The following is a 12,085-nucleotide window of genomic DNA, read 5'->3' as shown; positions in this document are numbered from 1 at the left end:
GGCAGCAAGGAGGTACCACCATGGCCAGCAACGGAGCACACGTGACCACCGTCGAGAACCCTGTCCCCGCGCAGGAGCTCGCCGGGATCGTCGGCCACCGCTTCATCTACACCTACGCCAACGGCTGGCAGTACGAGATGTACGTGAAGAACCCGACCACCATCGACTACCGGATCCACTCCGGCATGGTGGGCGGCCGCTGGGTCAAGGACCAGCCGGTCGACCTCGTCCAACTGGACGACGACCACTACAAGGTCTCCTGGAACGAGCCCACCGGGACGTCGGTCTCCGTCAACGTCATGCCCGGCAAGCGCCGGCTGCACGGCGTGATCTTCTTCCCGCGCTGGGTGGAGGAACACGGTGAACGCACCGTCGTCTACCAGAACGACCACCTCGACGAGATGCGCAAGTACCGCGACGAGGGCCCGACCTATCCGATCTACGTCGTCCCGGAATTCGCCAAGATCACGCTCTTCGAGTACGTCGGCCCCGACGACGACACGGTCGTCTCCACGGCCCCCGGAGACCTCCCGCAGGGCTGGTCCGACCGCACCAACTGAGCTCAGGGCGTCCTCAGCGGCGGGACGGCGGGTACCTCGGGAGCATTGCGGATGTCCTCGGCGGTCATCCGGAACGGCTCGGGGTACGCCTCGCGCCGGGTGCGGCGGTCGGGCTCGCTCGTACGCCACATGTACAGGCACCGCGGGCACTGCAACACGTCCCAGACACCCGGGACGGGCGAGCTGAAGACCAGGTCGACGCTCTGGTGGGCACAGCGGGGGCAGATGGTGGCGGTCGGGTCGGCCATGGCCGGTGTCCTTTCCGGGGGTTGGTCGGGCGGTGGTCAGCGGCGGGCGGCGAGCCGCTGCAGCCGGGTGAGCCACTCGGCGGCCTCGGGCAGGTCGTGGACCTGGGTGCTGTAGTTGCCGCGGCGGTCGGGCTCGACGGGGGTGGTGGCGTCGATGACGAGCTTGTCGACGATGCCCGGGGACTGCGCCTGCGGGGCCAGCTCCAGCACGGGCAGGTTGGGGAGGGTGATCAGGTCGCCGGACGGGTTCATCTTCGTGGACAGCGCCCACATCACCTGCGGAAGGTTGAAAGGGTCGACATCCTCGTCGACCACGATGACCGTGGCGGCGTAGCCGAGGCCGTGCGCGGTGGTGAGCACGCGCGTGCCGACGGCCTTGGCGAAGCCGCCGTAGCGCTTCTTCGTCGAGACGATGACGACCATCCCGTGGGTGTACATGGCGTTGACGGCCTGGACCTCGGGAAAGTCCTTCTTGAGCTGCTCGTACAGCGGCACACAGGTGCTCGCGGCGATCAGGTAGTCGACCTCGGTCCACGGCATGCCGAGGTAGAGGTGTTCGAAGATCGGGTCCGTGCGGTAGGAGATCCGGTCGATGCGGATGACGGTCATGTTGCGGCCGCCTGAGTAGTGACCGGTGAACTCTCCGAAGGGGCCTTCGATCTCCCGCTTGCGGCCCTCGATCACGCCCTCGATGACGACCTCCGACCCCCACGGCACGGGCAGCCCGGTCAGAGGGGCCTCGGCGATCGGCGCCGGGGCACCGCGCAGCGCACCGGCCAGCTCGTACTCGTTCTCGTCGTACTTCATCGGCGTCGACGCCACGATGGAGATGACCGGGTCGTTGCCGATGGTGATGGCGACGGGCAGGTCCTCGCCGGTCTCCTCGGCCTTGCGCAGATGCTGGGCGATGTCGTGCATGGGGACCGGCTGGAGGGCGAGCTTGCGCTTGCCCTTGACCTGGATGCGGTAGATCCCGACGTTCTGCTTGCCGGAGTGCTCGGGGTCCTCCGGGTCCTTGGAGACGACCGCCGCCTTGTCGATGTAGAAGCCGCCGTCGCCGTCGTTGAGCCGGATCAGCGGAAGCACCTGGAAGATGTCGACGTCGTCGCCCTCCTGGGTGTTCCGGGCCCACGGCGGGTCGTCCCGCCGCTCGGGGGCGACGGGGAACTCCGCCCAGCGGCGGATGAACTCCTCGACCTGCTCCTTGGTACCCGTCTCCTTGGGCAGGCCGAGGGCGAGCGCGTGATTGGCCCAGGAACCGTGCACGTTCATCGCGATCCGGGCGTCGGTGAAGCCCCGCACGTTGTCGAAGTACAGGGCCGGGGCCGCGTCACCCAGGCGCGGGGCGGCGTTGGCGGCTGCGGCGATGTCCGGCTCGGGGTTCACCTCCTCGGCGATGTGCAGCAGCTGGCCCTCCTTGTCGAGGGTCTCCAGGAAGGAACGCAGGTCGTCATAGGCCATGGCGAGGATGTCCTTGTCTACGGCGGGGTGTGTCAAGGGGTGTGTCTGTGGGACGGGGGAGGGCGGTGATCAGACCGCGGTCCTCAGGGCACGGGCGGCGCGCATGCCCTCCCAGCGCTTTGCGGCGGGCGCGGGCAGCTCGAACTGGTCGAGGATGCGGGCGGTGATGTGGTCGACGATGTCGTCGACGGAGGCCGGGTGGTTGTAGAAGGCGGGCATCGGCGGCACCAGCTGCACGCCGAGCCGGGCCAGGGCGAGCATGTTCTCCAGATGGATCTCGCTCAGCGGGGTCTCCCGCGGGACGAGAACCAGCTTGCGGCGCTCCTTGAGAACCACGTCGGCGGCGCGGCCCACCAGCCCCTCGGCGTAGCCGGCCCGGATCCCGGCCAGTGTCTTCATCGAGCAGGGGACGATCACCATGCCGTCGGTCGTGAAGGAGCCCGAGGAGATGGTCGCGCCCTGGTCCTCGGGCGGGTGCGTGACGTCGGCCAGTGCGCCGACCTCGGCGACGGAGAGCCCGGTCTCCAGCTCGATGGTGGTGCGCGCCCAGCGGGAGAGCACCAGGTGGGTCTCCACCCCGGGCAGCTCGCGCAGGTTCTCCAGCAGCCGGACGCCGAAGGCGGCACCCGTCGCGCCCGTCATTCCCACGATCAGTCGCACAGCGGTCAGCTCCCTCGCAGCGATGCGGCGACGGCGACCGTGCAGTTCATTTTCGGTCACCGCTCACCTCCGACCCCTCCACGCTAGGTGCGTTCGCGAGGCTCAAACGCCTATCCTGGCGACAGGCTATGAACAGAAACGGACATGACGACGTCACCGACCTCCCGTTCCGGCCCTCCGTCGGCGCCCCGCCGGGAGTGGAGGTGCTGGACTTCGCCGGGCTGCTCGCCCGGGCGCACGGCCACGGGGTCGACGCCTTCGCCCCTCTGCGCCCCGCCTTCCACCACCTGATCACGGTGCGCTCCGGTGCGTTGCGCTGCTCACTGGACTTCACCGACCACACGCTGTCCGCGGGCGACTGGCTCTGGGCGCGGCCCGGCCAGATCCTCCAGTTCGGCGTCGAGCTCGCCGAAGCCCGGGGCACCGTCGTGCTCTTCCCGCCCGGCTTCCTCGGCAGCCCCACGGTCGAGGCGGCCCGGGTCGACCAGCCGGCCCCGCGGCAGCCGCTCGTGCCCCGGGACGACGACCAGCGGCAGGCCGTCCGACGTGTCCTGGACCTGCTGGAGAGCGAGCACCGCCGGCTCGCCGAACTGCCCCTGGACGTGCACATCGAGGTGGTCCGGCATCTGCTCTCCGTCCTCGTGCTGCGCCTGGCCCACCTGCGCGGCGCCCAGGACGGCGACGAGGCGGGCAGCGCGGCGTACCGGCGCTTCCGGCAGGCCGTGGAGCGTGACTTCGCCCGCAGCCACCGGGTGGAGGACTACGCCCGGCAGCTGGGCTACAGCGTGCGTACCCTCACACGCGCGACCCGGGCCGTGACCGGGTCCGGCGCCAAGCGCCTGATCGACGACCGGGTGCTGCTGGAGGCCAAGCGCCTGCTGGTCCACACCGACCTGCCCACCACCGCCGTCGGCGAACGCGTCGGCTTCCCCGGCCCCACGGCCTTCGCCCGCTTCTTCCGGCAGCGGTCCGGGGAGACCCCGGCAGCCTTCCGCGACCGGGCCCGGGGCGGCCCGGGGTGAGTCGTCAGTGGTGGTGGCCCTGCCGGCCGAGGGTCTCCACGGGCGTCGCGCCGGGGCGGGTCCACTGCGGCACGGGGCGGCTGGTCGGGCCCCAGGTGGCGTTCCCGTCCGCGTCCGAGCGCCAGGACCAGCACGCCTCGCGCCCCTTCGGCCGGCCCTCGGGGGAGTCCTCCCAGGCCTCGCCGCGGCCGTAGGGCGTCATGTCGAGCAGGCCCAGGGACCCGTTGACCCGCTCGTTGCCACGGCCCGTCGTGGAGTAGGTGAGGAAGGTGCGGTCGCCGTCGCGCAGGAAGCAGGTGAGGTACCCCATGTCTCCGCCGACCGGCGCGTCCACGCCGCGCACCGAGTACCAGGGCTGGGTGTAGCCCATGAACTCGACGTAGGAGGCCACCTCGTCCCACCGGCCCGAGGTCAGGACGGCGAACGAGACGCCGCGGGCGCCCAGGTAGACGGCGTCCTTCAGATGCCAGGCCGTGGTGGTGCAGCCCTCGCACTGCCCCTGGTGGGGCGCGCCGTCGTACCACATGTGCTTGTAGACCACGAGCTCGTCGCGGCCCTGGAACAGGTCCAGGAACGGGACCGGGTCGTCGGGTCCGACGACCTCGACCGTCCCGTCGAACTCCACCATCGGCAGCCGGCGGCGGGCCGCGGCGATGGCGTCGCCCTCGCGGGTGTGGGCCTTCTCGCGGACCAGGAGCTCGTCACGGGCGGCCTGCCAGGTGGCCGGGTCGACGACGGGCGGGCGGCCGGGCAGTGCGGTGGTCGGGTCGTCCGGTGCGGTCGTCATGGTGTCCTCCGTGGTGTCCGGTGCCGGGCAGCGTCGCACGACGTCGTGTCCGACGCTCACCGGAACAGACTCCGGGCCCCGCCGAAACTCATCGCGGGGCGGGCCCGGCACCCCCGCCTGGTCACCGAGGCATCACTCCCGGTCTTCCGGGCAGGGACACGGTGTTCCGGTCCGTGTCGAACGCTTCAGGGAGCTTTCGTGTCCACAACCGACAGGGATGCAGCCGCCGCGGAGAGAGAGGACGACACCCCGCTGCGGCGCGCCATAGGCCCCAAACTCCTTATTCTCTTCGTGATCGGCGACATCCTCGGCACCGGCATCTACGCCACCACCGGTCAGGTCGCGGGCAAGGTCGGCGGGGCGCTGTGGCTGCCGTTCGTCATCGGGTTCGTCGTCGCGATCCTCACAGCCGCCTCGTACGTCGAACTCGTCGGCAAGTACCCGAAGGCCGCCGGAGCCGCGCTCTACACCCAAAAGGCGTTCCAGGTCCCGTTCCTGACGTTCATCGTCGCCTTCATGGTCATGTGCTCGGGCCTGTCCTCGGCGAGCGCGGCGGCCCGCGCGTTCAGCGGCGACTACCTGTCCGAGTTCACGGACTTCCTCCCGTCCACCCTCGTCGCGATCCTGTTCATCCTCGCCCTGGCGGCCCTGAACCTGCGAGGCGTGTCGGAGTCCGTGAAGACCAACGTGGTCCTCACCGTGGTCGAACTGACCGGCCTGCTCGTCATCCTCACGATCGGCGCCTGGGCCGTCCTGACCGGTGACGGCGAACCCTCCCGGCTCGGCGAGTTCCAGGCGGACGGCACCGGTTACACCCTGCTCACCAGCGTGCTGGGGGCGACGGCCCTGGGATTCTTCGCCTTCGTGGGCTTCGAGGACTCCGTCAACATGGCCGAGGAGACCAAGGATCCGGTGCGGACGTTCCCGCGCGCCATCTTCACCGGCGTCGCCGTCACCGGCACCATCTACGTCCTGGTCGCCCTGGTCTCCTCACTGCTCGTCGACTACCGCGTACTGGAGGACTCCAGCGGCCCGCTGCTGGAGGTCGTCAAGGCCGGCGGGCTCGACTTCCCGCCCAAGCTCTTCGCCCTCGTCGCGCTGTTCGCGGTCACCAACTCGGCACTGATCAACATCATGATGGCCTCCCGCCTCTGCTACGGCATGGCGAACGAGCGCATCCTGCCGCGGGCCCTGGGCCGGGTACTGCCCCGGCGCCGCACCCCGGTCGTCGGCATCGTCTTCGTCTCGCTCCTGGCCATCGGCCTGGTCTCCACCGGGGAGATCGAGGGACTCGGCGACACCACGGCCTTCCTCCTGCTGTGCGTCTTCGCCGTGGTCAACATCGCGGTCCTCGTGCTGCGCCGCGACCGCGTCGAGCACCGGCACTTCCGTACGCCGACCGCCCTGCCGGTGCTCGGCGCGATCACCGCCCTGATCCTGGCCAGCCCGTTGTCCGACCGGCCCGCGGAGGTCTACATCCGGGCGGGCGTGCTGGTGGCCATCGGCATCGGGCTGTGGGTGCTCAACAAGGCGGTGCTGAAGGTACGCGGCGAGGCGTGAGCAGCGCGACCGCGCGGAGGTGTGCCGCGAACCGCACCGGGCCACCACGGCTCCCGCGCGACGGCGGCGGGAGCGTGGTGGCCCGGCAGGGGGGTGTTTCGCGGCGGTCAGGTCAGCGGGTGAACGTGACCCGGTGTTCCTTCAGGGCGCCGCAGTTGGAGCCGTACACCTGCACGTACACGTTCTTGATGCTGCCGCCCCAGTCGACGCAGTGGCCCTTGCCGTAGACGTAAGTCGGTCCGGCGAAGGACGAGAAGAGCCCGGCGTCCTCGTGGAATTCCTCGGTGTCGGGCACGGAGACCCACGCGGACATGTCCACGGCGGTGCCCGGGTTGTTGCGGATGGTCGTGACGCAGTTGAGTCCGTTGGCGGCGTTGTACGTCAGGTAGACCGTGCCCAGGGAGCCCACGGCCGCCGAGTTCACGGTCTTGTAGGCGCTTCCGCAGACCTTCTGCGGAGTGGTGTTGGGCGCGGCGGAGGCGGGTGACGCCAGGGCGGTCGTGGTCCCCACGGTCAGCGCCGCCAAGGCCGACGCGGCCAGGATGGAACGGGTGAATCGCATATTTCCCCCTTGCAACTCTTCGAGTGGTTGCTCCTGCATGATGTGACCCGCCGGACGCTCAAAGGGTTGTGCGTCAGTTCGCAGGAAAATCCGGGGAGTTGGGGGCGCGAGCGCGCGCATCCCGTTCGGCGGGACGGGGCCGGTGTCTCGTCGTCGGCGGCAGGTGCCCGAGGATGCCCAGGGTTCGGCGTCTTTACTCGCGAGTCACTTACAGTGCACGCGAGATCCCGAGGATCTGCTCAGGGATGTCACACATGCTGCACATCCCCCTTCCAAAGTCTCGTTAGCGTTACGGCTCGATCCCACGTGCGATCGTGACCAGGCCGCGGCCGGCGAGCCGCCGACACAGCCAGATCGGGAAGACCACACATGGACTACTGCTCCTCGTGCCGTAGGCACCTCAACGGCGCCTTGGTCTGCCCGGGGTGCGGCGCCTACGCCCCGGACATCGACCCCGCCGCCCACGGCCGTACCGGCCCGGCCGCAGGGGAGTACCCGGCCGCCTCCGGCGCATGGCGCGACGGGAGCGTGTGGGACGACGGCAGCGTGTGGGAGACGGACCGTGCCGGCACGCGCGAGCTGCCCCTCGCCTACACCGGATCGTCCGGCGGCCGCCGCGAGCCCCTGGGTGCCAGCCCGTCCGGCGGTCAGGAGACGCCGGCCACGGACCCGTCCGACAGACCCGACGCCGCAGGCACCACCGGGAGCGACGGCTACCAGGCCCCGCAACAGGGGCGCGCGGCACGGCGCCGTCAGATGGCCCGCTGGAAGAAGAACCAGCGCCGGGCCGTGGTGGCGACCGCCGTCGCGCTCGTCGGAGGCGGTCTCACCGTCGCCGCCATGAAGGGCGACGCGTCGCAGGGCATACCGTCGGCCACGGCGCCCGGGGACACGACCATGGGCGGCGCCGACGGTCGGGCGCCGGCGTACACCGAACCGACGTCGACCCGGCGCGAGACCCAGCGGTCCTCGCCCACGCCCACCACTCCGCCGCACACCGACCGCACCACGCAGCGCGAGCAGCCCCGGTCCACCGCTCCCCGCAGCACGCCGGCGGACCCGCGGACGGACGCGGCCACGGCGCCCCGCGAACTGCCGAAGACGACGCAGCCGAGGAAGAGCGTCCAGGACACCGTCACCGGCGGTGCCGGCAAGTCCACGTCGACGGTGACCGGGCAGCAGACGACCCCTTCCGGGGCCGGTAGCGGCAAGGACTCCCAGCAGGCCACGTCCCCCGAGACGACCCCGTCCACGGCGAGCCCCACCCCGTCCGCGACGCCGCCCTCGAACTCCGGCTCCGGCTCGGACTCCGACTCCAAGGAGCTCTGCCTGCTGGTCATCTGCCTGGGCCAGTAGCTTCGGACGCATGGCAGACGAGTGCTTCCGGCATCCGCGGCTCGCCGCGGTCTACGACCGGCTCGACCCCGACCGCGCCGACCTCGAACCGTACCTGCGCATGGCGGAGGAGTTCGGGGCGCGCCGGGTGCTCGACATCGGCTGCGGCACGGGGGTGTTGGCGCTGCTGCTGGCGGAACGCGGTGCCGATGTCGTCGGCGTCGATCCCGCCGGCGCGTCCCTGGACGTGGCCCGCGGCAAGCCGGGCGGCGAGCGGGTGCGGTGGATCCACGGTGATGCGACGACCCTTCCGCCCCTGACCGCCGACCTCGCCACGATGACGGGCAACGCCGCACAGGCGGTCGTCGATCCCGAGGACTGGCGAAGGACCCTGCGAGGGGCCCGCGCTGCCCTGCGGCCCGGCGGCCGTTTCGTGTTCGAGACGCGGGTGCCGGCCCGCCGCGCCTGGGAGGAGTGGAACCGCGAGGCCACACACTCCGTGACGGACGTCCCCGGCGTCGGCGCCGTCGAGTCCTGGGTCGATCTGCTCGATGTGCGCGGGCCGCTGGTGACGTTCCGGTGGACCTATGTGTTCACCGCGGACGGGCAGGTGCTGACGTCCGACTCGACACTGCGCTTCCGGGAGCGGGACGAGGTCGAGGCGGAACTCGTCGCGCAGGGCTACGCGGTGGAGGACGTGCGCGACGCGCCCGACCGGCCGGGCCGGGAGTTCGTGTTCGTGGCACGGCATCAGCGAACAGCCCGCTGACGCGTGCCCAATTGTCAGGGCCGGGCGGAACAACTGGATTGCGGGCGGCGGGACTTGGCCTGCCCGGCGTGCGCGGCGCGATACGGCCGAAAACCGCTCGACGACCACCGCCGGCTCTGTCTACGATCCACCGCGCGGCATCGCGTGTCGGTCACCGTCCGGGTGAGGCATGGAGGTGCCGCGGAGATGCCCGTGGAGGCATTCAACCGTGTCAGTCGAGTTCAATCACACCATCGTCCTGTCCCGTGACCGGGAGAAGTCCGCCCGCTTTCTCGCGGAGATCCTGGATCTGGAGGTCGGGGCACCGGCCGGGGTGTTCCTGCCGGTGACGACCGCCAACGGTGTCACGCTGGACTTCCTCACCATCGACGCCGACATCCCCATGCAGCACTACGCGTTCCTCGTCTCCGAGGACGAGTTCGACGAGGCCCTCGCCCGGCTCGTCGCGGCCCGGATCCCCATCCAGGCCGACCCGCACGGCAACCACCCGCGCATGATCAACCGCAACGACGGCGGCCGGGGCGTGTACTTCCTCGACCCGGCGGGCCACGGCCTGGAGATCATCACCCGCCCGTACGGCGCGGACCCTGCCTCGCCGCTGAACGGCGTCACGGAGGACGTGCCCGGGGCGATCTGAACCGGCGGGCCGGGAACGGGACTTCGTAAACCGGGCTGCCTGTTCCCGGCCCCGGACCGGCTGTTCAGGCACCGTCCTTCAGCGCCAGGGGAGCCGGCCCGGGATCGCCGGTGTCCGGCGGTCCCTGGTCGCGGCGGGGGAGCAGGACGGGGGTGAGAAGAAGGAAGGCGCCGGCCAGGGCGATGGCCGTACGGGGGCCGGTCAGATGGGCCGCCAGGCCCCACAGGGCGGTCACGGCCGCCGTGGTGGCCTTGCCGGTGGCCGACCAGGCGGACAAGGTGCGGGTGACCCGGTCCGCGGGGGTCCGGTCCAGACGGTACGTGGCGAACACCGGGTTGAACACGGCACAGCAGGTGATCAGCCCGAACTCGACCACCATGACCAGCGCCAGCCCGGCCGCGCCGGGACCGGCGAAGGCCAGCCCGAGCGACCAGCACGCCCGCAGCACCCCCGCCGTGAACATGACCCGGTGCCGGCCCCACCGCGCGACGAGCCGTGGTGCCAGACGTGAGCCGAGCAGACCGCCCGTGCAGGGCACCGCGAAGGCGAGCGCGTACTGCCAGGGAGCGAACCGCAGCTCACCGACCATCAGGACCATGAGCGGGGGAGAAGCCGCCATGATCAGGGAGTTGGCGAGGACCGTGTTGAAGAAGAGCGGGCGCAGCGCCGGGTCGGCCAGGATGTACCGCCAGCCGTCGAGCAGGTCGCCCGCCCGGGGCCGGGCCTCGCCTGCCGCGGGCCGCACCGGGTGTTTCTCCTCGCCGCCCATCGCCCGGAGGCCGAACGCCGAGAGCAGATAGCTCACCGCGTCGGCCACCACGGTCGTCACCGGACCGAACAGCCCGATCGCGGCCCCGCCCAGAGGCGGCCCGACCATGCTGGCCGTCCAGTTCGTCGCCTCGAACCGGCCGTTCGCGACGAGCAGGTCCCGCCGCGGCACCAGATCCTTCAGGAACGCCCCGGCCGCCGCGTTGAAGGTGATGTCGGCCGCCGCGACGGCCACCGACACCAGCAGCAGTTGTACGAAGCCCAGCCGGCCCAGGGCGAACGCCACGGGGATGCTCAGCAGCACCGCGCACCGGACCAGGTCCGTCGCGATCATCACCGGCCGCTTGCGGCGGACCTCCACCCACGGCCCGAGCGGCACCGACACGGCCGCGCCGACCGCCGGTCCCACCGCCGCCAGCAGCGACACCTGCGTCGGACCGGCGTCCAGCACCAGGACCGCGAGCAGCGCGAACGCGTCGAACGCGAGCCATGTGCCGGCCGTGCTGACCGCGTACGCGCCCCACAGCCACCCGAACCGCCGCCCCAGCGACCGTCTGCCCGCCATACCCGGCGCACACCCCCAGCTCCCGCGGACAACCCGGTGTTGACCGGCAGCCATCCAAGCGGGCGGCGGGGCGCCCGGGCAAACAACCGTCCGTCACCCGTGACACAACGGTCGGTTGTGCCACGGACGAGGGACGGTCCGCGCGTGGGCCGTCTCAGCGTTGGTAGAGACCCACCAGCGTGCCGTCCGCGATACGGCGCTTCTCGACCTCCTCGTGGACCTGGTCCGGGCGGGGCGCGTCGGGCAGGACGCACGGTTCGGACAGGGCGTAGAGCCGGAAGAAGTAGTGGTGGGCGTCGTCGCCGGGCGGGGGATGCGGGCCGCCCCAACCCTGCTGACCGTAGCCGTTCACGAGTTCCGTGCCGCCCGGCGGGCAGTGCCCGGCCTCGACGCCGTCGCTGTGCGGGTCGATGCCGACGACGACCCAGTGCGCGAAGGTGCCCGACGGGGCGTCGGGATCCTCGCAGAGCAGGACCAGCTCGGCCGCGTCGTCCGGTACGCCGCTCCAGGTCAGCGGCGGAGAGACGTTCGGTCCCTCGTACGCGTACCGGCGCGCGATGAAGGAGTGGTCGTTGAACGCGTTGCTGCGCAGTTCGATGCCGGTCATGTGCCCCGGGGTACCCCCGCGGGACCCGGGCATGCGGTTCGGGAGGGACCGCCTCGGGTACCCGTGAGCCGTCTTGACGAAGCCGGAAACAGGCAGCGAGCCGGAAGAGGTAGGGGACGGAGGATCACAAGGATGTCTCCCCTGGCAGAAGACTCCGCGGCGCACCCCCGGGAGGACCGCCGCGCCCCCGCCCGCACCGCACGGCTGCGCAACCGCATCCCCGAGCCCGACGAGGAGCCCGACCTCCTCGGCCAGTACCTCGCGCAGATCGCGGCGACACCGCTGCTCACGGCGCAGGACGAGGTCCGGCTGGCGCGGCGGATGGAGGGCGGCGTGCGGGCGCTGGAGGAACTGGAACGGGCCGATGCCGGTGAGCTCGACCTCGCGCCGGAGCGGCGGGGAGAGCTGGAGGAGACCGCACGGGACGGGCAGGCCGCCAAGGACCACATGGTCCGGGCCAACCTCCGGCTCGTCGTGTCGATGGCCAAACGGCACGCCCACCGGGGGCTGCCCCTGCTGGACGTCATCCAGGAGGGCAACCTGG

General features: G+C 71.2%; 14 protein-coding genes. 7 read left to right on the top strand and 7 right to left on the bottom strand.

Annotated features, from left to right (window positions below; translation table 11 throughout):
- Window positions 1-20: 20 nt before the first annotated feature.
- Complete coding sequence (locus CCL05_RS36670) at window positions 21-560, top strand: phenolic acid decarboxylase (protein WP_086564964.1); 540 nt, start codon at window positions 21-23, stop codon at window positions 558-560.
- Between the two features lie 2 nt (window positions 561-562).
- Here the strand turns inward: CCL05_RS36670 and CCL05_RS36665 are convergent, their stop codons facing one another.
- The 3 genes from CCL05_RS36665 to CCL05_RS36655 form a co-directional block, all read right to left on the bottom strand.
- A complete protein-coding gene (locus CCL05_RS36665) occupies window positions 563-808 on the bottom strand; it encodes a non-oxidative hydroxyarylic acid decarboxylases subunit D (RefSeq protein WP_086564963.1) in 246 nt (81 codons plus the stop codon).
- Window positions 809-844: 36 nt separating this feature from the next.
- Window positions 845-2,269 (bottom strand): non-oxidative hydroxyarylic acid decarboxylases subunit C, encoded by a 1,425-nt coding sequence (locus CCL05_RS36660; protein ID WP_086564962.1) that lies wholly within the window; start codon window positions 2,267-2,269, stop codon window positions 845-847.
- Window positions 2,270-2,338: 69 nt separating this feature from the next.
- A complete protein-coding gene (locus tag CCL05_RS36655) occupies window positions 2,339-2,929 on the bottom strand; it encodes a non-oxidative hydroxyarylic acid decarboxylases subunit B (protein WP_086564961.1) in 591 nt (196 codons plus the stop codon).
- 128 nt (window positions 2,930-3,057) lie between these two features.
- Here CCL05_RS36655 and CCL05_RS36650 point away from each other — a divergent pair, with 128 nt between their 5' ends.
- Entirely contained in the window at window positions 3,058-3,951 is an 894-nt protein-coding gene (locus CCL05_RS36650; protein WP_086564960.1) for a helix-turn-helix transcriptional regulator, read from the top strand.
- A gap of 4 nt (window positions 3,952-3,955) precedes the next feature.
- Here CCL05_RS36650 and CCL05_RS36645 read toward each other — a convergent pair whose 3' ends face one another.
- Window positions 3,956-4,738 (bottom strand): DUF899 family protein, encoded by a 783-nt coding sequence (locus CCL05_RS36645; RefSeq protein WP_086564973.1) that lies wholly within the window; start codon window positions 4,736-4,738, stop codon window positions 3,956-3,958.
- Between the two features lie 198 nt (window positions 4,739-4,936).
- Between CCL05_RS36645 and CCL05_RS36640 the strand changes: the two genes are divergently transcribed.
- Window positions 4,937-6,298, top strand: a complete 1,362-nt coding sequence (locus tag CCL05_RS36640; RefSeq protein ID WP_086564959.1) for an APC family permease — start codon at window positions 4,937-4,939, stop codon at window positions 6,296-6,298.
- Between the two features lie 112 nt (window positions 6,299-6,410).
- Here the strand turns inward: CCL05_RS36640 and CCL05_RS36635 are convergent, their stop codons facing one another.
- The gene (locus CCL05_RS36635) at window positions 6,411-6,860 is read right to left on the bottom strand and encodes a spore-associated protein (protein ID WP_086564958.1); all 450 of its coding nucleotides are present in this window, start codon (window positions 6,858-6,860) and stop codon (window positions 6,411-6,413) included.
- A gap of 369 nt (window positions 6,861-7,229) precedes the next feature.
- On the opposite strand from CCL05_RS36635, the gene CCL05_RS36630 reads away from it, so the two are divergent.
- The 3 genes from CCL05_RS36630 (at window position 7,230) to CCL05_RS36620 (ending at window position 9,601) form a co-directional block, all read left to right on the top strand.
- On the top strand, window positions 7,230-8,216 hold the full coding sequence (locus tag CCL05_RS36630) for an SCO2400 family protein (protein WP_086564957.1): 987 nt from the start codon (window positions 7,230-7,232) through the stop codon (window positions 8,214-8,216).
- A gap of 10 nt (window positions 8,217-8,226) precedes the next feature.
- Window positions 8,227-8,964 (top strand): class I SAM-dependent methyltransferase, encoded by a 738-nt coding sequence (locus CCL05_RS36625; RefSeq protein WP_086564956.1) that lies wholly within the window; start codon window positions 8,227-8,229, stop codon window positions 8,962-8,964.
- Window positions 8,965-9,172: 208 nt separating this feature from the next.
- Window positions 9,173-9,601 carry a VOC family protein gene (locus CCL05_RS36620; RefSeq protein WP_086564955.1) on the top strand — a complete coding sequence of 143 codons (429 nt, stop codon included), beginning with the start codon at window positions 9,173-9,175 and terminating at the stop codon, window positions 9,599-9,601.
- A gap of 64 nt (window positions 9,602-9,665) precedes the next feature.
- Here the strand turns inward: CCL05_RS36620 and CCL05_RS36615 are convergent, their stop codons facing one another.
- Together CCL05_RS36615 and CCL05_RS36610 are read right to left on the bottom strand one after the other, a co-directional pair.
- Window positions 9,666-10,934: an MFS transporter gene (locus CCL05_RS36615; RefSeq protein ID WP_086564954.1), complete on the bottom strand. Its 1,269-nt coding sequence runs from the start codon at window positions 10,932-10,934 to the stop codon at window positions 9,666-9,668.
- A gap of 154 nt (window positions 10,935-11,088) precedes the next feature.
- Window positions 11,089-11,541 (bottom strand): YbhB/YbcL family Raf kinase inhibitor-like protein, encoded by a 453-nt coding sequence (locus CCL05_RS36610; RefSeq protein ID WP_086564953.1) that lies wholly within the window; start codon window positions 11,539-11,541, stop codon window positions 11,089-11,091.
- 132 nt (window positions 11,542-11,673) lie between these two features.
- Between CCL05_RS36610 and CCL05_RS47205 the strand changes: the two genes are divergently transcribed.
- Window positions 11,674-12,085 (top strand): sigma-70 factor domain-containing protein (locus CCL05_RS47205; RefSeq protein ID WP_279629958.1); only part of this gene is annotated, 412 nt, incomplete at its 3' end.

This window comes from Streptomyces africanus (genome assembly GCF_002150735.1).
GTDB classification, from domain to species: Bacteria; Actinomycetota; Actinomycetes; order Streptomycetales; family Streptomycetaceae; genus Streptomyces; species Streptomyces africanus.
The sequence above is the reverse complement of the archived record's forward strand: the minus strand, read 5'-3'. Positions and strand labels throughout refer to the sequence as shown.